Origin of the sequence: Streptomyces sp. NPDC029044 (assembly GCF_040637495.1) — a bacterium.
Lineage (GTDB): Bacteria > Actinomycetota > Actinomycetes > Streptomycetales > Streptomycetaceae > Streptomyces.
On record NZ_JBEZWN010000046.1, the window covers coordinates 22,111 to 41,664 of the forward strand.

Consider the following 19,554-nt stretch of genomic DNA (forward strand, 5'->3'; position numbering starts at 1 on the left):
TTCGCATCCCCTGTCCGACCTGCAACATACCGTCGCGTGCGGGCGTGGCGCGACCTTCCCCCACCCCTTATTTCACGATGTGAGCTAACCGGGATGAGCTAACGGGCCGGCCCGGCGGCCCGAGTGATCTCGTCCAGGGCCGCGCAGAGTTCCGGGGCGACCCTCTCCTGCACCCAGCGCTCCTGCTCCTCGCCGACCCGGCGGGGAACCGTCTCGGTCAGCATGATCAGGTACAGGTAGGCGCGGTACAGGGCGAGGCGCAGACGGGCCGGTGCGTCGAAGCGGGCCCGGCCGCCGGCCTCCCGGTACCCGGCCAGGAACTCCTCGTCGTTCCTGATCTCGCCCAGCAGCGCCAGGGAGACGAAGTCGGCCAGGGGGTCGCCCCAGAACATGCGCTCCCCGTCGATGAGACCCCCGATGCGGGCCTCTCCCGCCGTGCGGTCGACGAGGATGTTGCCCCGCCACAGGTCGAAGTGGACCAGGTGCGGGACGGTGACCTCGTCGAGGGCGCCGTACGCGGACGCGGCGGTCCTGGCCACCTCGTCGACGGGCCGCGGCAGCCGGGCGCGATAGCGCCGGGCGTCGTCGAGGACGGCGTCGATCATGCCGGTGAAGGCCGTCCGCCAGTCGGGGGCGAGCGGGCCGAGGGCGCCGGAGGGGTAGCCGAAGCCCGGGCCCGTCACGCGGTGCAGCCGGGCCACCTGCCGGCCCAGCTCCGTGCGCAGGGATGCGTGTTCCGCGTCGGTGAGCGTGCCGTCCCACGGGTCGCCCGGGCAGGCCGTCATCAGCAGGAAGCCGTCGCCGATGGACACCAGGTGCGGTGCGGTGACCTCGACGCGTGCGGCCGCGCGGTAGAACTCGGCCTCCGAGACCAGCAGCTCGCGCTCGTGCCGCAGGCCGGGGACGACCGCGGGGGGCGGGACCTTCAGCACGTAGCGGCTGCCGTCGGTGAGGCGCAGTTCCTCGACGGTGTTGTACGTGCCGCCGGCCAGCGGGGCGAGGTGGGCGAGGCGGCCGGGATCGAGCCCCGCCTCCTGAAGGACGTGCCGGGCCCGTTCCCAGGAGTCCACCACCGTGTGCCCACCCCTCCCCTGTGTCCGCGGTCAGCCGGCGGCGTACACGTCCTCGGTGTAACGCCCGTCCGCGATCAGCCCGTCGAGCCACTGCTCGGCGGCCCTCTCGTCGGCGCCCGGTGTGTGCTTCCGGAACAGCGTACGGAACGCCTCCCGCACCCCGGGCGCCATCCGCGAACCGTCTCCGCAGACGTACACCCGCGCCCCGGCGTCCAGCAGGGTCCAGACCTCGCCGGCCTCGGCGGCGATCCGGTGCTGCACGAACCGCACCTCGCCCTCGGGGGTCTCGCTGAAGGCGGGGCGCAGCGCGACGGCTCCGGCGCTTTCGGCGGCGCGCAGTTCGGCGGCGTGCAGGAAGTCCGCGTCAGGGCCGTCGCAGCCGAAGTAGCACAGCGCCGGGGCGAGTTCGGTGCCCGCCGCGAGGGCCGCCGTGCGGTCGGCGATGACGCCGCGGAAGGGGGCGAGGCCGGTGCCCGCAGCGACCATGACGACCGGTGCCGCATCGCCGGTGACGTCGATGCGGAAGGCCTCCCGGCACGGCTGCACGCGCGCGTACAGCGTGTCACCGGGCTGCACGGAGGCCAGGTGTCCGGAGCCGGTGCCGCGATAGAGGCCCTTGCCGGAGCGGGCGGGTGCCTCCAGCAGCGAGACCATCAGGTCCACGTGGCCGGGGTCGACGGCCGGGGAGGAGGAGACGGAGTAGTGGCGCGGGCGCAGCGGGGTGAGCAGGTCCAGGAGCTGCGGCCAGTCCAGCACGCCGCGCAGCGCCGGGTGGTCTTCCAGGATCTCCACGAGGGTGCGCGGGTCGTCGGTGAGGCCGGCCAGGGCCGCGCGCTCCGGCGGGCACGGGTTGGCGGCGGCGAGCGCGGTCAGCTGCCCGGCGCCGGGGCGCTCCTGCAACTCGACGTGGTGGGTGAGGAGCTGCCGTACCGTCACGGGCCGGTCCACGGCGATGCCGTCGCGGCGCGGGCGGGTGGGGCGGATGTCCAGGACGGCGTCGAGGTCGGCGCCGAGCGCGGCGGCGGCGCGGGTGACGAGGTCCGGGGCGTTGACGGGCAGCACGGTGAGGTGGTCGGCCGTGCGGTAGCTGACCCCGTCGGGCAGCGCCACACGGACGAACCGCTTGCGGCGCGGGTATCCGGGCGCGGTGAGGTCGCGGGCCTCGGTGACACGCATGGGGACGAGACCGTGCCGCTCGGCGAGGGCGTCCAGCGGGCCGCCGGTGAGAGTGCGGACCTCGTAGGCGGTCGTGGGCCCGGGGTCCGGCGTGGCGGCGTCCGGGTCGCCGTAGCGCTCCAGCAGGGCGGTGCGCAGGGCGACCGTGAAGGCGCGAACGGTGCCGGTGAGGTCGCCGGAGGCGTCGGCGGCGGCACGTTCCAGCAGCCGGCCGGCGCCGGACGCGGCGAGCCGCTCGTCGATGCGGGTGGGGACGTGCTGGTAGGTGGCGGCCCAGTTGCGGTCACCGACGCCGAGGACGGCGTACGTCACGCCGGACAGGTCGTGGGTCTCCTCCAGCCGGGCGGCGAAGGCGGTGGCGTCGTCGGTGGGGCGGCCGTTGTAGGAGGCGGCGGTGATGACGACGGGCCGGTCGGTGGGCAGGCCGCCCGCGTAGGCGTCGAGGGGTGCCACCTCGGTGGCGCAGCCCACGGCGGCCGCCTCGTCGGCGAGCTGTGCGGCGAAGTCGCGGCAGGTTCCGTAGTTGCTGCCGTGCAGGAAGAGGGCGGCGGTGCCGGGGCGGACACGGGCGGGCAGACCCTGCGGCTCGGACGATTCGGTGTCCTGGGCGGGGGCGGCTCCGGGCAGCGGCGTGTGCACGCGGTCGGCGGCGGTGCGCGGGGCGAGCGCGAGGGTGAAGCCCTCGGGCTTGAGGGTGAGGGTCTCCTTGACCGTGAGGCGGTAGTCGGCATGGTCGCGCAGCCGGTAGCGGTGGACGAGCATGGCCAGCAGCATGGTCGCCTCGTGCAGCGCGAACTGACGCCCGATGCAGGCGCGCTCGCCGGTGCCGAACGGCTTGAAGGCGTGCACCGGCCGGCCGGCCTCCGCCTCGGGTGTGAAGCGGGAGGGGTCGAACAGCTCCGGGTTGTCGCCCCACACGGGCTGCCGGTGCAGCATCGGCGTGAGGACCAGGGCGGACTGTCCGGCGCGCAGCGGGATGCGGCCGCCGAGCAGGGTGTCCTCGCGGGCCTGCCGGGAGAACACGGCGGCCGTGGGCCACAGCCGCAGGGCCTCGTTGAGCACCTGGCGGGTGTAGGTGAGCCTGCCGACCTCGTCGTACGTGGGCTCGGGGTCGGTCTGGTCGCCCCACAGTGTGTCGGCCTCGCGCTGCACCAGCTGGAGGGCGGTGGGGTGCTTGGCGAGGTAGTACAGCGCGAAGGACATGGCGCCGGAGGTGGTCTCGTGGCCGGCGATCAGGAAGGTGATGACCTGGTTGCGGATGTTGGCGGTGTCGAGCGTGGTGCCGTCGGCCGGGTGCTCGGCCGTGAGCATCAGGCCGAGGAGGTCGTCGGCGTCACTCTGGTCGGTGCCGGTGCGGGCGGCGATGACGTCGTCGACGACCCGGGCGAGGTGGGCGGAGTCGTCGCGGAAGGCCGCGTCCTGCGCCGAGTGGTCCTGGCCCGGGACGCGTGCCAGGCGGGTCATGCTCCACTCCAGGCAGCGGACCATCGACTCGACGAAGGGGTGCGGCTCCGCCCGTTCGAAGGAGCCGAAGTCGTAGCCGAACCCTGCGAGTCCGATGGTGTCGAGGGTCATGCGGGTCATGTCGTCGGGGACGTTCACCGGCCTCCCGGCGCTGGCGTCGCGGTCCCAGGACGCGATGAGCCGGCGGGCCACCTTCAGCATCACGGGGTGGTAGGTGCGCATCGATCCCAGCGCGAAGGCGGGCATCAGGATGTCGTGCGCCTTGGCCCAGTTGGGCTCGTCGTTGTACGCCGTGAACAGGCCGTCGGCGGCGAACTCCCGGACGTTCTCCAGACCCGGCCCGATGTGCTTGGCGAACCGCTGCTCGTCCGCGAGGTCGGCCACGAGATCCAGGTCGCCCACGAACAGGGTGTCCCGCCCGTACAGCCGCCGCACGAACACGGGCCCGTGCTCGCGCATCAGGTCCATGGCCTGCTGGACGGGCGCACCGCCCGGTCCGGTGGCGGAGATGTCGGCGACGGGGACGCCGGGGAGGGCGTCGGCGGTCGGGGAGTTCTGTCCGGTGGGGGGCATGACGCGGCAACTGCCTTTCGCGGTACGGAAGTACTGCGCTCCAGCGTGATCCACCGGGCCCGGGGGGCGGCGCCGCGGCACTGCATGATTGTGTAGTGCGAGCAGACGTGCCGCTCTTGCGCGGAGGCGGCCCGGCATGGCAGGAGAGGCTCGTGGACCTGGCCCGGCAGGAGGCCGTGACGTGGCGCAACCGCGCCCTGCTGCTGTTCGACCGGGTCGCGATGCCGGTCGCGGTGTGTGACGTGTACGGGGCGGTGCTGCTGGCCAATCCGGCCATGGCCGCGGAGTGCGGTACGACGCCGGGGCGGCTGCGCGGCCGTGACGTGCTGGAGCTGTTCAGCCCGCGGGAGGCCACACAGGTGGAGCGGATCGCGCAGGCGCTGCGCCTGCGCCACCGCTCGCGCTACCAGGTGTCGGTGCGCTGGCGGGCCCCGGGCGGGGTGGAGCGCTGCGGCGAACTGACGGCGGATCCGGTCAGCGACACGGTGGAGGACACCCCCGCGCTGCTGGTGATGCTCCGGGTGGACGCCGAACGCGCCCCCTCCCCCGCCGCACCCGAGCCGGGGGCCCCGGTCACCCCGATGGAGGCCCGCATCCTGGCGCTTCTGGCCGCCGGCGCCACCACGGCCCGGACAGCCCGGGAGACGGCCCTCTCCACGGACGGGGTGACCTATCATCTGCGCCGCCTGTCGTCCCGCTGGGGAGCCTCCAACCGCACGGAACTGGTGGCCCGGGCGTACGCCCTGGGGGTGCTGGCCCCCGGGGCGTGGCCGCCGGGCGTCCGGGGTGCCGAGGCCTGACGGAAATCCGGTCGCCCTCGGCACCGACGCTGTCTAACCTGGCCTGATCCACAAAACCTAGGCCCTCTAGGTTTCGCGACGATCACCCCAGGAGCCTCCTGTGCAGCCGCTCACCGAGCAGGACATCCGCGCCTCCTTCATCAACTGCTCGAAGGGCGAGGCCAAGCGCCTTGCCGTGCCCCGGGACCTCGGCACGCGGCCCTGGGACGATCTCGACTTCCTCGGGTGGCGTGATCCGGGGGCGCCCGACCGGAGCTATCTGGTGACCGAGCGGGCGGGGCGGCTCGTCGGCGTGTCGATGCGCTTCCAGGCCGCGCAGCGCGGGTTCCTGCACCGCAGCATGTGTTCGCTGTGCCTGACGACCCACCCGCGGGGCGGGGTCTCGCTGATGACCGCCCGCAAGGCGGGGGCGGCCGGGCGTGAGGGGAACTCCGTCGGGGCGTACATGTGCACCGACCTCGCCTGTTCCCTGTACGTACGCGGCAAGAAGGCGCTGGAGACCGGGTCCCGGTTCGAGGAGAGCCTCACCGTGGAGGAGCAGATCGAGCGGACCACGGGCCATCTGGCCGCCTTCCTCGACAAGGTGTCCGCCTGACCCCCTCGGTCGCCCGGGGTCCGGCCCGGCACTAACGTCCTTCGTGAGCGTCCCGCACGGACGTGGTCGACGGATGCGTTCGAGGCGCCGGGGAAGGGGAACAGCCCGAGGATGCGAGAGGTACGTGAGTGGACGGCGCAGGCCCGGCGGATCGTCAGGAAGCGTCGTGACCCCGTGGTCGTCCAGACGCTGCGGTCCGCGACCGCGGCGACGATCGCCTACGTCATCGCGCTGCGCCTGAGCCCCGAGGCGGCGCCCCTCACCGCTCCCCTGACGGCCCTTCTGGTCGTCCAGGTGACGCTGTACGCCACGCTGACCAACGGCTTCCGGCGTGTGAACGCCGTGGTGACCGGCGTTCTCCTCGCCATCGCGTTCAGCCTGCTGGTGGGCCTGACCTGGTGGAGCCTTGCGCTGCTCCTGGTGGCCTCGCTGGCCGTGGGCCGGCTGGTCCGGGTGGAGGAGTACGTACCCGAGGTCGCGATCAGCGCCATGCTCGTCCTCGGGGTCACCACTGTGGGGGACACCGCCTGGGCCCGGGTGGTGGAGACGCTGATCGGGGCGGTCGTCGGTCTCGCCTGCAACCTGCTGCTGGCTCCGCCGGTGTGGGTGGAGGAGGCCGGCGAGTCGATCGGCGATCTGGCCCGGCGGCTGCGGCAGCTGATGCTGCGCATGGGCGAGGAGGCCGCCGGCGGCACGCCCGTGGACCGCGCGGAGAAGCAGCTGCACGAGGCGCGCCGCCTGGACCACGACATCGTCGAGGTGGACGCGGCCCTCCGGCAGGCCGAGGACAGCCTCCGGCTCAACCCGCGCGTGCAGGACAGCGTGCTGCACCGGGTCGTGCTGCGCACCGGCCTGGACACGCTGGAGATCTGCACGGTCGTCCTGCGGGTCCTCGCCCGCTCCCTCACCGACCTCGCGAAGGAACGCGAACCGGAACCGCTGTTCGAGGCCGAGACGGGCGCGGCCCTGGAGCAGCTGCTGTCCGAGATCGCCGACGCGGTGGTGAGTTTCGCGGTGCTGGTGACCACGCACCTCAGCACGAGCGCCGAGTCCGCGGAGGAGCGTCTCGCCGCGGAACTGCGCACGGCGGCGGGCACCCGCGACAAGCTGGCCCTGCTGCTGCGCGAGGAGGCGGAGCGGGCGCCCGGGCACTGGCAGCTTCCGGGAGCCGTCCTGGCGGAGGTCAACCGCATCCTCGACGAGCTCGACACCGAGCACCGCACCCGGCGCCTGTTCGAGGAACTGGACCGCGTGTCGCGCGAGCAGCGCGCCCGGATGCCCCGTCTGACCAGGCTGCGGGAGCGGCTCGGCGTCACGGAACAGATGTGGCGGAACCGTGCGGGGTTCGGCGGGCGTTCTCGCTGAGGGGAACGCCGGCAGCGGGCCGGCGTCTGATGCGAGGAGCGGGCCGATGGCCGACACGAGCGTGCGGATCGACGGGAACACACTGCGGCTGCCGGGCGGGGTCGCCGTGCGGTTCCTCCGCACCCTGCGCCTGCCGGAGACCGGCACCCATCCGCTGCCGCCGGGCCTCGGAGAGTTTCCGGTCCGGCGGGTCGCGGACTACGGGGACAAGGTTCCCGAGGCGTGGCGGGACCGCGGCGGTGTGATGCTGCCGGTCTATCTGCGCGAGGCGATGTGGCTGAGTTTCGGGGGAACGACGGAGCCGGCCGCGCTCCAGGTCGGGGTCGGCAAGGTGTGCGCGGTCTCGGGCCGGCCCTGGAGCGACCGTCTTTCCCGCGGCCCGCAGAACTACGTGGTGCTCCCCCGCCAGCCGTGGCTGGACGGCATCAACTCCGGCACGGGCACGGTCCGGCAGTTCGTGGCCGTCCCGCTCGGCCTGGGCGCCACCGTGGAGGGGCAGGTCACGGGCGAGGAGGTGTGGGGCGGGGTCCAGCTCCAGGCCTTCGCGCTGAACGACCGGGAGCTGGCGCGGTGGCGCGAGGAGGAGCGGCAGCGCGCACAGCGGCAGCGGTCGATGCCGCCGCCGAGTGGGTACGGCGCCGCGATGCCGATGGCGGCCCCGCCCGTCTCGGCCGGCTTCGCCGCCCCGATGCCCATGGCGGCACCGCCCGCGCCCGGGGCGGTGCCCGCGCCGGCCGCGGGAGCCGCTCCGGCGGGCCCGCCCCGTGCGGCCGCGGCGATGGGTCTGGGCGTCGGCGGTTCCCTGCGGCAGGAGGTCTACCAGGACGACCGGCCGCTCACGGACTGGTCGGAGCGGCCCGCGGGCCGGGTCTTCGTCCACCTGGTGACTCCCCCGGAGTGGCGTCGCATCACCGGCGAGGCCGCACCGCCGTCGCCCGTCGACCGGGCCGCGTACACCCGGGCGGGCCTGCCCTGGTTCGACTACTACGACGAGGACGCGCAGGACGTGCCCCCGCCGGCACGCTCCAGTCCGTGAAGCCGGTCGGCGACTGGCTCGGCGACGACCACGAGCCCTGGCAGCCGCCCACGCCGGGGCAGACCCGTCAGCTCAAGGACGCCCCGGGCAAACCGGTCGCGGACGGGGACTGGTAGGCGGCCCGGGCCCTGCCGTTGTTGCACTCGGCGGCGCGGAAACGTCAGGGTGGCTGTCACGACGGGGACGAGTGACGACCTGAGGGGCGACATGGACAGTGGTGGCTGGAGCAGGCGCCGGTTCGTCGGCGCACTGGCGGGCGGGGCCGCCGCGGCGGCGCTGCCGGCCTGTGACGACGCACCCGCGCCGGCGACGACTCCGGCCCCGGAGCCGGAGGCGAGCACGAGTGCGTCGCGGGAGGCCCGCCGCCCCTCCGGGCCCCGGCCGCTGTACCTCGGCACGTACACGTCCGCCGAGGGCGGCGGCAAGGGCATCGGCCTGGCCACGTACGACGCGGCGACGGGCCGGATCACCGGCGGCGGCACCATCACCGGCGTCGGCGACCCGTCGTATCTCGCGCTCCACCCGGACCGCCGCACGCTGTACGCCGTGGACGAGCGCGACGACGGTGCCGTGACCGCCGTGCGGCTGGCCGACCGGAAGGTCCTGGGCAGCCGCGGCACCGGCGGGGCGGCCCCCTGCCATCTGTCGGTGCATCCGGGCGGGCGCTGGCTGCTCAGCGCGAACTACGGCTCGGGCAGCGTGGCCGTGCATCCCATCGACGCCTCGGGCGCCCTGGGTGAGCGCACCGACCTCGTCCGGCACACCGCTCCGCCGCCCGGCCCGGGCCAGCAGGGCCCGCACGCGCACCAGTTCGTCACGAGTCCGGACGGGGGCCATGTCCTCGCCGTCGATCTGGGGACGGACACCGTCTACACGTACCGGCTGGACGACAAGGCCGGCACGCTCACCGAGGTCGCGCAGGCGCACACCCGGCCGGGCGCGGGGCCGCGCCACCTCACGTTCCACCCGGGCGGCCGGTACGCGTACCTCGCCAACGAGGTCGACAACACGGTGGCGGTCTGCTCGTACGACCGGGCCTCCGGCCGGGTGGAGGTCGTCGAGGCGCAGTCCACGGGCACGGGTTCGGGCACCAGCTACCCGGCGCAGATCCTGGTGACCCCCGACGGCCGCCACGCCTATCTCGCCAACCGGGGCCACAACAGCCTCACCCGGTACGCCGTCGAGGCGGACGGCGCCCGGCTCAGGCTGCTCGGGACGGTTCCGGTGGGCGGGGACTTCCCGCGGCAGATCGCCTTCTCTCCGGAGGGCACACTGCTGTTCGCGGCGAATCAGAAGTCTTCCGACGTCACCGTGTTCCACGTGGACGGGGCGAACGGCGAACTGCGGCGCGCGGGCGAAGCGTTCCCCTCACCCGTCGCCGTCTGTGCGCTGCCGCTGTAGGGCCCGTGGGCAGGACGCGGCACTGGCCTGGCCGAGCAGGATGTGCATGCGTTCGGTGAGCTGTGCGACGTCGTCGGCGGGCGCGTGGAAGGCGAGGCGTACGTCGCCGTGGGCGCGGGCGCGTTCGATGCGCAGCGTCAGCCCGTGCCGGTCGACGGCGAGGGGCTGCACGCGGACCGCGCCGTGCAGGCTGTCGGAGTCGACGAGCCGGGTGAGCCGCTCGACGGCGTCGGCGTGGCAGTCGGCGAGGTGGGTCAGCAGCCGGGCCTCGGCCGTGGTGAGCGGGTCGGGCACGGCGGCGGCGAACTCGTCGAGGTCCACGACCACCGAGCCGGACGGCTGCCGCAGCACCACGCGCGTGGGCGTGAAGGCGAGCCGTTCGCCCTCGACGGCGAACCAGCCCGCGAGCCACAGCCGGGCGCGGATCCGGTTGCGGACCGGGACGGGCGCGACGTCGGCGAACTCCAGCACCGCGGACGGCTCGCCGCGGGGCGCGCAGATCGCGGCCGCGAGCAGGGCGCTGTCCTCGGGCACGTCCACCCACAGGCGACCGTCCTCGCCCACGGTGTGCGCGCCGACCAGCTCCTCCTTCGTGCCCTCCGCGGTCACGGAGCAGGACCACGCGGCGGCGAGCACCGAGCGCGCCCGCTCCGCGGCGGCGGGAGCCGCTGTCCAGCTGTGGCTGTCGTCACCCATCCCAGACCTCCTTAGGTAAGCCTCACCTAACCTATCGAAGATCCGGGTGCACGCCAACCACGTCACGCGGTCTTTGCGAGACCTTTCAGCCAGTGAGGACGCCCAGCAGCGCGCGTGCACACAGCTCGCGCACCTGCTCCCGGCCCAACTCCGCGTCGCGCAGCCACTCCAGACAGACGGCCGTGGTGAACGCCAGCCAGCCGCGCACGGCCAGCCGGATCTCCGGCCGCCCCTCGAAGGCCGGGCCGAACTCGGGGTCCGCGGCCAGTGCGGCGAGGATCTGCCGCTCCTGCGCGGCCAGGGCCCGCTGGTAGACCCGCCGCACCGCCTGGTCCCCGGCCGCGTCGGCGCGGTGGAAGGCCCGATAGCCGTGCGCGTGCGCCTGGACGTACTCCAGGAACGTCTCAAGCCCTGCCGCGAGTTGCTCACGGACCGGTACGCCGGGCACCGCAGCCGTCATGCGCAGCATGCGCTCGCTCTCACGCTCGACGACCGCCGCGAAGAAGTCCCGTTTGGTCGGGAAGTAGTGGTAGAGCAGCCCGCGCGAGACCCCGGCGATCTCGGCGACCTGCTCGATCCACACGTCGTCGAAGGGACTCTCCGAGAACAGCCGCGCCCCGACCGACAGGAGCTGCTCCCGGCGCTCCTCGGTACTGAGCCGGCGGCGCGTGCGCCCGCTCTGGTTCGCGGCCATGCCCGCACTTTACTTGACGTCGGTTCAACAACGGGACCAGACTGAGGCGCGCTATTGAACCCACGTACAACACGTGCGAACCCGCCGCCGGATCAAGGGAGATCGCGTCATGACCCAGGCGCCGATACGGACCGGGGAGCCCAAGGGGTTCCGCAGCGCCGAGCTGGGATGGCCGGAGCTGGACCGCATTCCGCATCCGCCGCGCAGGGTCCCGCTGCTCGGTGACGTGCTCGGCGTGAACCGGAGCACCCCCGTGCAGGAGTCGATGCGCTACGCCCGCCGGCTGGGGCCCGTCTTCCGGCGGCAGGCGTTCGGCAAGGAGTTCGTGTTCGTGTGGGGCGCCCGGCACGCAGCCGACCTCGCGGACGAGTCGCGGTTCGCCAAACACGTGGGGCTCGGGGTGGCCAACCTGCGGCCGGTCGCCGGGGACGGCCTGTTCACGGCGTACAACCACGAGCCCAACTGGCAGCTGGCCCACGATGTGCTCGCGCCGGGGTTCAGCCGCGATGCCATGGCCGGCTACCACCCGATGATGCTGTCGGTCGCGCAGCGGCTCACGGAGCACTGGGACCGGGCGGCGGCCGCGGGCCGGGCGGTGGACGTGCCCGGCGACATGACCAAGCTGACGCTGGAGACGATCGCGCGCACCGGCTTCGGACACGACTTCGGCTCGTTCGAGCGCTCCCGGCCGCATCCCTTCGTGACGGCCATGGTGGGCACGCTGACCTATGCGCAGCGGCTCAACACCGTGCCCTTCCCGCTGGCCCCGCTGCTGCTGCGGAGCGCGAGCCGGCGCAACGAGGCGGACATCGCCCACCTCAACCACACGGTCGACGAACTGGTACGGGCCCGGCGCGCCACCGGCGGCGGCGACGGCGATCTGCTCGACCGCATGCTGGAGACGGCCCATCCCGACACCGGGGAACGGCTGTCACCGCAGAACGTCCGCCGCCAGGTCATCACGTTCCTCGTCGCGGGCCACGAGACGACCTCCGGCGCGCTCTCCTTCGCCCTGCACTACCTCGCCCGCCACCCCGGGATCGCGGCCCGGGCCCGCGCCGAGGTGGACCACGTGTGGGGTGACGCGGCGGAACCCGCCTACGAACAGGTGGCCCGGCTGCGCTACGTCCGCCGGGTGCTCGACGAGTCGCTGCGGCTGTGGCCCACCGCGCCCGCGTTCTCCCGGCAGGCCCGCGAGGACACGGTACTGGCCGGGGAGCACCCCATGCGGCGCGGGGCGTGGGCGCTGGTGCTGACGCCGATGCTGCACCGGGACCCCGAGGTGTGGGGCGCCGACGCCGAGCGCTTCGACCCCGACCGCTTCGACGCGCAGGCCGTGCGGTCCCGGCCGGCGCACACCTTCAAGCCGTTCGGGACAGGCGCCCGGGCTTGCATCGGGCGCCAGTTCGCGCTGCACGAGGCCACGCTGGTGCTCGGGCTGCTGCTGCGGCGCTACGAGCTGCGGGCCGACCCGGCCTACCGGCTGCGCGTGACGGAACGGCTGACGCTGATGCCGGAGGGCCTGCGACTGCGCCCGGAGCGCCGCACGCCGGTGCGTGAGCCGGGTTCAGACCTGCGCCGTCCAGTGTCCGGGGCGGACGACTGAGCCGGGCAGCCGGGTCCCGGCACTCCCCCGCGCCGCGTTCAGCTGCGGCTGGGTGAGGAAGAACGCGCCGGTCAGATCGGCGTCCGTGAGATCCGCGTCGCGCAGGTCGGCGCCGATCAGATCGGCCCCCCGCAGGTCCGCGCCGGTGAGGTCGGCGGCGATGAGGTAGGTGCCGCGCAGGCTGGCACCGCGCAGGTCGGCGCCCCTGAGCCGGGCGCCCATGAGATCCGCGCCCCGGCGGTCCTTCTTGCGGCCCTTGGTGCCGGCCCTGGCCAGCTCGCTCGTCCTGAGCAGCAGGACGTTGATCTCCTGGCGGTGCGCCGCCACGTCGAGCCCGGCGAGCTCCTCGGGGGTTCCGGCGGTGAGTTCCCGGGTCTTCCGCAGAGCCTTGTCCAGCTCCGGCCGGATGGGCCGGGCCGCAGGCAGGGCGAGCGCCTCGGTCAGGTACCACAGCAGCTCGTGCAGCTGCCTGACGACCGGGAACACCTCGAACATGCGGCGGGCGTCCTCCTGCGGCCCGGTGCGCCAGTCCCGCCCGCCGAAGGTGACCTGCGAGACCTGCTGCCCGGCGCCGAAGCAGTCGTAGACCGTGCAGCCGGTGAACCCCTTCTGCCGGAGCCGGGCGTGGATGCCGCAGCGGTGGTCCTCCCGGAGGTTGCGGCAGGGCGTGCCGGCGGCCTTGTCCACCGCGAAGTCCGCCGAGGCGGCGAAGGGCAGGGCGACACAGCACAACCCGAAGCACCGCTCGCAGTCACCGCGCAGGTCAGATGGGTCGGACACGTGTTCTCGCATGGTCACCAGGCTACCGATCGCGGCGGCCTGGTCAGGACGGCCACGCTTCCGGCCGCTGGGCGTACGGCCCCTGCCGCACCCGGTAGGAGATCCGGCCGCCGTGCAGGAACACCTCGTCGGGACGGCCGTACTCGATGAGGTACGACAGGCCGCCCCAGATCTGCCAGGCGGGGACCGCGGCGAGCACCAGCAGCGCGTACCCCGGGAGTTCGGGAACCCACGCGACGGCGAGCACCAGACCGCACAGCACCGCGGTTCTGCGCCCCGACCGGACACCCAGGTAGTTCCGCCAGTGCCGGCGCAGCAAAGGGTGCTGGTAGGTGAAACCGAAGAGCAGCAGGGCGCACCGGGTGACGAGGATGCCCGAGACGGTGAAGCTCAACGGCTCCCAGCCGCCCGTGACCAGGTCACAGAGCATGATCAAGCCGCCCGCGAGCCCGAAGAGCCAGCACCGGGTGACGTAGTGCGGCCACTCCGCCACGCCGCGGCGCAGCAGGGCCAGTGAGGCGGGCCCGTCATGCGTACGACGCAGCACCCGCCATGCGGCGAACCAGGCGACCCACATCGCCCCCAGCGCCACGGCGCTCCACGCCCGGGGCGCGAACACGGCGGGGGCGGCGGCGACACAGGCCGGCGCGAACGCGTACCACGTCGTACGCCGGCCGAGCAGGTCCGGCAATGTGTCCCGCACGCCCCAGGCCATCGGCACCAGCCTGAGGACGGCCCAGAGCACGGGCACCATCAGAACCGAACCGACGATCCCCCGGGGAACGGCGCTCAGCCCCACGACTTCCTCGGCCACCAGCATCGGGGCGAGGAAGCTCGACAGGCGCAGCAGGTGGAGGAGCGCCAGCATCGTCACGCCGTGCCAGACCGTGCGCAGACCCTCCATCGCCGACGAGGCCCGCTGGGCGTCGCGGCGGACGGCCGCGTGGAGCCCTCGCCACGCGCCCTGGGTGTTCCCTCTCGTCGCTTCCAACGCGCCCAGCGTCTCCACCAGTTGAGCGCTCTGCGGGTCATCGCTCAGGGCACGCCGCACGAGCGCGCGGGCCGCCCGGCCGTACTCGGCGAGCTGGAGTCCACGAGCGGCGTCGGACACCTCCTGGCTCTTGAGCTCACCCGCGGTCAGCCGGAGATACGTGTCGACCGCCGCTTTCACGGCCTGCCTGTCGGCGCGTCGCATGCGCACCTGCCGGTGCTGGTCGAGGAACGTGCCGATCGTCAGAGCCCGCAGCGCCCAGGCCGCCGGGCTCTGCGGGTCGAGACCGACGGCCCGGTCGACGGACGTCCTGGCCTCGCCGGGATTCGCCACGGCCAGCAGGATCCTGGCCTTGACCAAGTGACACCAGGCTTCGTCGGGCGCGGCGGCGACAGCCTGGTTCGCCGTCCGCAGAGCGCCGGCGGAGTCACCGGTTCCGAGCAGGCATCCGGCCCGCATGGTGAGCGCGGCCCAGTCATCCGGATCTCGGGCCAGCTCCCGATCCAGGAGGCGCAGGGCTTCCCCGAACCGCCGGGTCGCGCAGAGCAGGGTGACCCGTTGGAGGTCGGAGGGTTCCACCGTTCACCTGCGCTTCCTGTGTCCGAGATAGGTGATGAGGTCGCGGTAGCGGTCGTCCTGCTTCGCGAAGGCCACCACGTTCTTCGCGGACTCGAACCAGGGGCCGACCGAGGGTCTGACGTCCCGGAGCGCGGTGTGGAAGTCCGCCGTCGTCACGCCTCTGATCCGGCCTTGTGCCAGGGCGTCCTGCATGGCGATCTCGATAGCCGACCGGCACAGATGGGTCACGTCGGCCCCCGAGTAGTTCTCGGTGGCGCAGGCCAGCGCGCGGGTGTCGACGTCCGAGGCCGGCACGGTGCGCAACTGCGCCCGGATGATCGCCTCCCTGGCCTCGGCGTCGGGTGGCGCGACGAAGAGCGTCCGGTCGAATCTGCCGGGGCGCAGCAGGGCGTCGTCGATGTCCCAGGGATGGTTGCTCGCCCCGAGGACGAAGACGCCGTCGTTGTCGGAGCCGATGGAGTCGAGCTCGGTGAGCAGTTGTGTCACCACGTTGCGCATGCCGCTGGCGTGCCGGTTGAGGGAGCGCTTTCCGCCGATGGCGTCGGCCTCGTCCAGGAACAGCACGCAGGGGCTGGTGCGCCGGGCGGTGCGGAAGACGGACTGGATGTTCTTCTCCGAGGTGCCCATCCACATGTCGAGGGTGTCGGCGAGCGTGACCGAGATGAAGGCGACGTCGAGTTCACCCGCGACCGCTTTGGCGATGTACGTCTTGCCGCAGCCCGGCGGCCCGTACAGGAGCAGGCTGCCGCGCACGGACTGGCCGTAGCTGCGGGAGATCTCGGGGTTGCGCAGGTGGGCGAAGAACGTCGTGTTCAGCCGTGCCTTGACCTCGGCCATCCCCGCCACGTCGGCCAGTTTCACGGTCGAGCGCCCGACCTCCACCACCTCGTCGGCGGGGGCGTCCGTGTCGGTGCATACCCGGCCGTGTCCCTCGGCAGGCTGCGGCGTGGCGGGACGCACCCGCTCCGGGGCTTCGGGCGGCGCGGGCCGCCCGGACGCGACGGGGGTTTCGGGTGCCTCGGGAGTCTCGGGGCTCTCGCCGGGAGCGGGGAGCCGCGGCAGCAGGGCGGCGGACATGGCCTCGCGGGCTGCCGCACTCGACGGGTCCGCACGCAGGGCCTCCTGCGCATGCCGGAGCGCCTCGCCGGGCCGGCCGGCGGCGACCAGGGCCTGGACGATCAGCAGCCGCAACCCGGCGTCGTCGGGCTGCGCGGTCACGAGGTCCGTGAGCTGGTCGACTGCTGCGTCCAGCGGCGATTCCGGCATGGCGGGTGCTTCCGTTTCCGGTGGGGAGGGCGGGAGTTCGGGCAGGGGCGGCGGTTCAGGCGAGGGCGGGCACGCGTCCGGGGGTTCGTGGCGGAGCCGTTCCGCTTCGGCGGAGGCCGCCCTCGCCTCGGTGAAGCGGTCGGCGTCCAGCAGTCGGGCCGCGTGCTCGTGGAGTGCAGTGCCGAGGTCGCCTTCGAAGCGCTCGGGCGCGAGGGACGTCAGGCGACGCAGCAGGGCCACCTGTTCGGCGCCGGCCTCGACGGCCTCCTCGGGCCGGCCGAGCCGGGACAGGCACCGGCTGAGTTCCCCCAGCGCCTCGGGCAGGCCCACCCGGTGATGTTCGTCGTCGGCCAGTTCCCGGTGGATCAGCACGCTCTCCTGGAGAGCTGCCAGCTCCTCGGTGTGCGCGCCGATCGCTCCCAGTGCCTGGGCCAGGTCCCGCAGGCACCAACCGAGTTGGCCGTCAGGCCGGTCGGCCGCCGGAGCGGCGGCACGGCGGACCGTCACCGCCTCCTGTGCGGCGGCCACCGCCTCGTAGGGCCGTCCCGCGATGAAGAGCATCCGCGTGCGGCTCTCCAGTGCCATGCCCAGCAGGTCGTCGGACGCGGGCGCGCCGGTGAGCCACCGGGCCGTCGACACCGCCTGGTCGACGACCTCCAGTGCCGCGGACGTCTGCCCCGCCTCGGCCAGCCGGGCACCGAACGTGAGCAGCATCGTCACGTGCCGGCCCGCCAGGTCGCGATCCTCCGTCTCGTCCGTCACCAGCTCGGCGAGCATCCGAGTGACGCGGAGCGCGTCGTCGTGGTGGCCGACGTCGCTGTAGGCCTGTGCCAGACCCGTGGCGGCGACGACGACGTCGGTCGACAAGGAGCCCTCGGACTCCGCGGTCTCCTTGGCGGAGGCGAAGACTTTCGTGTGGGCCGCGAGGGCCTCCGCCTCCCGGCCTGCCCCGGAGAGTCGCTGCGCGTGGCGGAGGAGCGCGACGAACGCGAGGTCCCGGTCGGTGGTGCCGGCCCGGGCCGACCGGGCGCAGATGGTGGCGAGCGCCTCGGTCACCTTCACCGCGACGTCGCCGAGCACGACGGTCCTCGCTGGGATGACCTCCTCCAGGTCCCACAGCTCCTCCTCGGTCAGCCCCTCCTGCTCGACCACGTGCTCGACGGCCCGGACGAGGGGGGCCGGGTGCTCACTGCCTGCCGCGGTCCGTGCGGCCCGGGACGCGAGACGGGGCAGTTCGGTGAGCAGGCGCCGCAGGACGGGGGCGGACTCCGGGCGGTGTGCTCCGGCTCGGGACAGCAGCGTGAGGGCCGCGTCGGCCTGCCGGTCCGGTGCGTTCCGCAGGAGCCTGACCAGCAGGTCGGGTTCCTCCACCAGGGTGTTCATCACCGCGTGCTCGGCCAGCCGGTCGGGACGCAGGCCGTCCCAGAACGTGCCGTCCGCGCCGGGGTACAGGTCGCGCAACCAGTCGGCCACCAGGCGCGGGCGCGGTTCGAGAGGATCGGCGGCGCGCAGGACGTCCGCGGCGAGCCGGCGCGCCTCGGCGAGCAGCCGGGGCGCGCAGAGCGTGGCCGCGACCACGAGTTCGGAACGCAGTTCGGGCGAGACTCCGAGGTCCCGGCTGCGGGCCGCGCGGTCCCAGTACAGCCGTTCGTGGCGCAGCAGGACCTCCCAGACGCTGGTGCCCTCCGGTACGCAGACGGCGGAGCCACCGGTCTGCAACAGGCCCACCAGGGCTGCCGCCTGGAGCGCCAGGGGTGACTCCTGCGCGTTCGGCGGTGGTCGCAGCAGGGCGGGATCGCCGATGGGCCAGGCTTCGGGAAGGCGGCGGACGGCCGCGGCGAGGTCGTGGGCGGCCTCGGCGAACGCCGTGCCGTGGGTGGCGGCCGGGTCCGTGTGGTGGCCCAGCCGGATCGGGTCCGGAGTCAGCAGGCCGTGTTCGGTGCGGAGCCGCTCGTACCAGTCGCGGTCCGTGCGGGCGAGCAGCAGCAGTCGCAGCGACGCCCCTTCCGACCGGTCGCGGAGCGCCGACAGCAGTGCGGCCAGTTCCTCCTGCCGGGTCTCGGCGTAGTCCACGACGCACAGCACCGGCCGGGTCAGCCGGGCCAGGCGTTCCAGGCCGGTGCCCGGCAACGGAGTTCGCAGTGTCCCCGCGTACTCCCCCGCCGCACGGCGTTCCGCCGTGAGGCGCAACGCCAGCCGTGACTTGCCGGCTCCTGCCGGTCCGGTCACGAGGTGGACGCGCGGACCGTCGCCCTCGCACCACTGTCGGAGCCGGCCGAGTTCGCTCTCCCGTCCGGAGAACCGTACGGCGCCCACCTCGGCCCGCAGGAGCGCTCCCGGGGAGCCGATGTGAGGGACGACGTCACGCGTGGTCACCAGGGAGGTGAGGTCGGCCGCTTCGAGGGCGGGTGGTGCCGAGCCCGTCACGCGTCGCCAGGCGTCGGCGAACCCCGGTTCGGCGGTCACACGGGTCAGCGGTTCGACACGCAGCCGGGAGGGGGTGAACTCGCGCAGCGCCTCGGTGACGAGGCCGATGAGCACACCTGCGGTGAAGACCGCCGCGCCGGACAGGCCTTCCCAGCGGGAGGGCGGCACGTCTCCGGTGACCTTCATCTGCCACCGTCCGCCGACTGCTCCGGTCTCCGGTGCGATGGTTCCGGTGACCTGTTCCGTGTCGTTGCCCACGCCGTGGTCGACCTGGAAGCGCGGGAACCCCACGGCCCGGCACACGGCCTCGTCGAAGGCCGCGAGGCCGCCCAGCCGGACATCATCCCGTGCCAGGTCGCCGCAGGTGACCTCCAGCAGCGCCGCGTCGGTCCGGTCGCCCGTCCAGACGCGGCGGCACGACCGGACGGTGTCGTCCCCGAGCGCTCGTACGCTGATGCGGTCCGCGTCCGCCACGACATGCCGGGCCGTCAGAACCAGGCGTGCCGACAGGGCGAAGCCGGTGCCGTAGCGGAGACCGCCGGCGGACTCGGCCGAGACCTCCAGGACCCGTGCGTTCACTGCGCGGCCGGGGGCCGCTCCCCGTGCGGAGAGGTGGCGGCGGGGGGCAGGGGCGGCCGGGGAGTCAGCACACGCCCCGGGTCGGTGATCATGACGCGCCGGCCCTCGGCGGTCGTGAGCGGTTCCAGCCGCACCCGGACGGTGTGGGTGGCACGGCGGCCCGCCGTCCCGTCCGCTCCCGCCTCGACGACACCGAAGCGGACCTTCCCCGAGAGCCCGCCGCCCCGCGTGACTTCCACGCCGAGTTCCAACTCGACATCGCCCAGGGCGAAGAGGAGGTCCTTGCCGTCGGTGTCCCGCATCAGCTCGGTGAGTTGGCCGCGGAGCGTCTCCAGGACCTCCGTCAGCGGCAGGCCGCCGTCCCCCATAAGTGCCCCCGTTCATGGTCGCGTGCGCACCCAGTATCGCACCGGCTACCGGGAGTCACGGACCATTCCCGCAACCTGGCCCGCC

At 73.6% G+C, this 19,554-nt stretch carries 13 protein-coding genes and 1 pseudogene; 6 read left to right on the forward strand and 8 right to left on the reverse strand.

Features of this window, described 5'->3' with window-relative positions; translation table 11 throughout:
* Positions 1 to 98 precede the first annotated feature (98 nt).
* Together AB0E85_RS28815 and AB0E85_RS28820 are read right to left on the reverse strand one after the other, a co-directional pair.
* Positions 99 to 1,073 (reverse strand): aminoglycoside phosphotransferase family protein, encoded by a 975-nt coding sequence (locus tag AB0E85_RS28815; protein WP_361932994.1) that lies wholly within the window; start codon positions 1,071 to 1,073, stop codon positions 99 to 101.
* Between the two features lie 30 nt (positions 1,074 to 1,103).
* Positions 1,104 to 4,286 (reverse strand): cytochrome P450, encoded by a 3,183-nt coding sequence (locus tag AB0E85_RS28820; RefSeq protein ID WP_361932997.1) that lies wholly within the window; start codon positions 4,284 to 4,286, stop codon positions 1,104 to 1,106.
* A gap of 152 nt (positions 4,287 to 4,438) precedes the next feature.
* Between AB0E85_RS28820 and AB0E85_RS28825 the strand changes: the two genes are divergently transcribed.
* The 5 genes and pseudogenes from AB0E85_RS28825 (at position 4,439) to AB0E85_RS28845 (ending at position 9,483) form a co-directional block, all read left to right on the forward strand.
* Positions 4,439 to 5,086 carry a PAS domain S-box protein gene (locus tag AB0E85_RS28825; RefSeq protein WP_361933000.1) on the forward strand — a complete coding sequence of 216 codons (648 nt, stop codon included), beginning with the start codon at positions 4,439 to 4,441 and terminating at the stop codon, positions 5,084 to 5,086.
* Between the two features lie 100 nt (positions 5,087 to 5,186).
* On the forward strand, positions 5,187 to 5,681 hold the full coding sequence (locus tag AB0E85_RS28830; protein ID WP_161366716.1) for an FBP domain-containing protein: 495 nt from the start codon (positions 5,187 to 5,189) through the stop codon (positions 5,679 to 5,681).
* A gap of 111 nt (positions 5,682 to 5,792) precedes the next feature.
* Positions 5,793 to 7,046, forward strand: coding sequence for an aromatic acid exporter family protein (locus AB0E85_RS28835; protein WP_361933003.1), 1,254 nt, complete (start codon positions 5,793 to 5,795; stop codon positions 7,044 to 7,046).
* 46 nt (positions 7,047 to 7,092) lie between these two features.
* Positions 7,093 to 8,198: pseudogene (locus AB0E85_RS28840) on the forward strand (hypothetical protein).
* A 91-nt stretch (positions 8,199 to 8,289) separates the two neighbouring features.
* Complete coding sequence (locus tag AB0E85_RS28845) at positions 8,290 to 9,483, forward strand: lactonase family protein (protein ID WP_361933072.1); 1,194 nt, start codon at positions 8,290 to 8,292, stop codon at positions 9,481 to 9,483.
* Here AB0E85_RS28845 and AB0E85_RS28850 read toward each other — a convergent pair.
* A complete protein-coding gene (locus AB0E85_RS28850; RefSeq protein WP_361933005.1) occupies positions 9,451 to 10,179 on the reverse strand; it encodes a DUF2470 domain-containing protein in 729 nt (242 codons plus the stop codon). The two genes, AB0E85_RS28845 and AB0E85_RS28850, sit on opposite strands and share 33 nt — an antisense overlap.
* 85 nt (positions 10,180 to 10,264) lie before the next feature.
* Positions 10,265 to 10,873 carry a TetR/AcrR family transcriptional regulator gene (locus AB0E85_RS28855; protein ID WP_361933008.1) on the reverse strand — a complete coding sequence of 203 codons (609 nt, stop codon included), beginning with the start codon at positions 10,871 to 10,873 and terminating at the stop codon, positions 10,265 to 10,267.
* A gap of 109 nt (positions 10,874 to 10,982) precedes the next feature.
* Between AB0E85_RS28855 and AB0E85_RS28860 the strand changes: the two genes are divergently transcribed.
* Entirely contained in the window at positions 10,983 to 12,479 is a 1,497-nt protein-coding gene (locus AB0E85_RS28860; RefSeq protein WP_361933011.1) for a cytochrome P450, read from the forward strand.
* On the opposite strand, the gene AB0E85_RS28865 is transcribed toward AB0E85_RS28860, so the two are convergent.
* Genes AB0E85_RS28865 through AB0E85_RS28880 form a run of 4 tightly spaced genes read right to left on the reverse strand, consistent with a single transcriptional unit; the run spans position 12,441 to position 19,469 of the window.
* Positions 12,441 to 13,271: a pentapeptide repeat-containing protein gene (locus AB0E85_RS28865; RefSeq protein WP_361933013.1), complete on the reverse strand. Its 831-nt coding sequence runs from the start codon at positions 13,269 to 13,271 to the stop codon at positions 12,441 to 12,443. The genes AB0E85_RS28860 and AB0E85_RS28865 overlap by 39 nt on opposite strands.
* 31 nt (positions 13,272 to 13,302) lie before the next feature.
* Positions 13,303 to 14,829, reverse strand: coding sequence for a tetratricopeptide repeat protein (locus AB0E85_RS28870; RefSeq protein ID WP_361933016.1), 1,527 nt, complete (start codon positions 14,827 to 14,829; stop codon positions 13,303 to 13,305).
* A gap of 3 nt (positions 14,830 to 14,832) precedes the next feature.
* Complete coding sequence (locus tag AB0E85_RS28875) at positions 14,833 to 19,101, reverse strand: AAA family ATPase (protein WP_361933018.1); 4,269 nt, start codon at positions 19,099 to 19,101, stop codon at positions 14,833 to 14,835.
* Positions 19,098 to 19,469, reverse strand: a complete 372-nt coding sequence (locus AB0E85_RS28880) for a trypco2 family protein (protein ID WP_361933021.1) — start codon at positions 19,467 to 19,469, stop codon at positions 19,098 to 19,100. Before AB0E85_RS28880 ends, AB0E85_RS28875 begins: the two co-directional genes overlap by 4 nt.
* Positions 19,470 to 19,554: the final 85 nt, after the last annotated feature.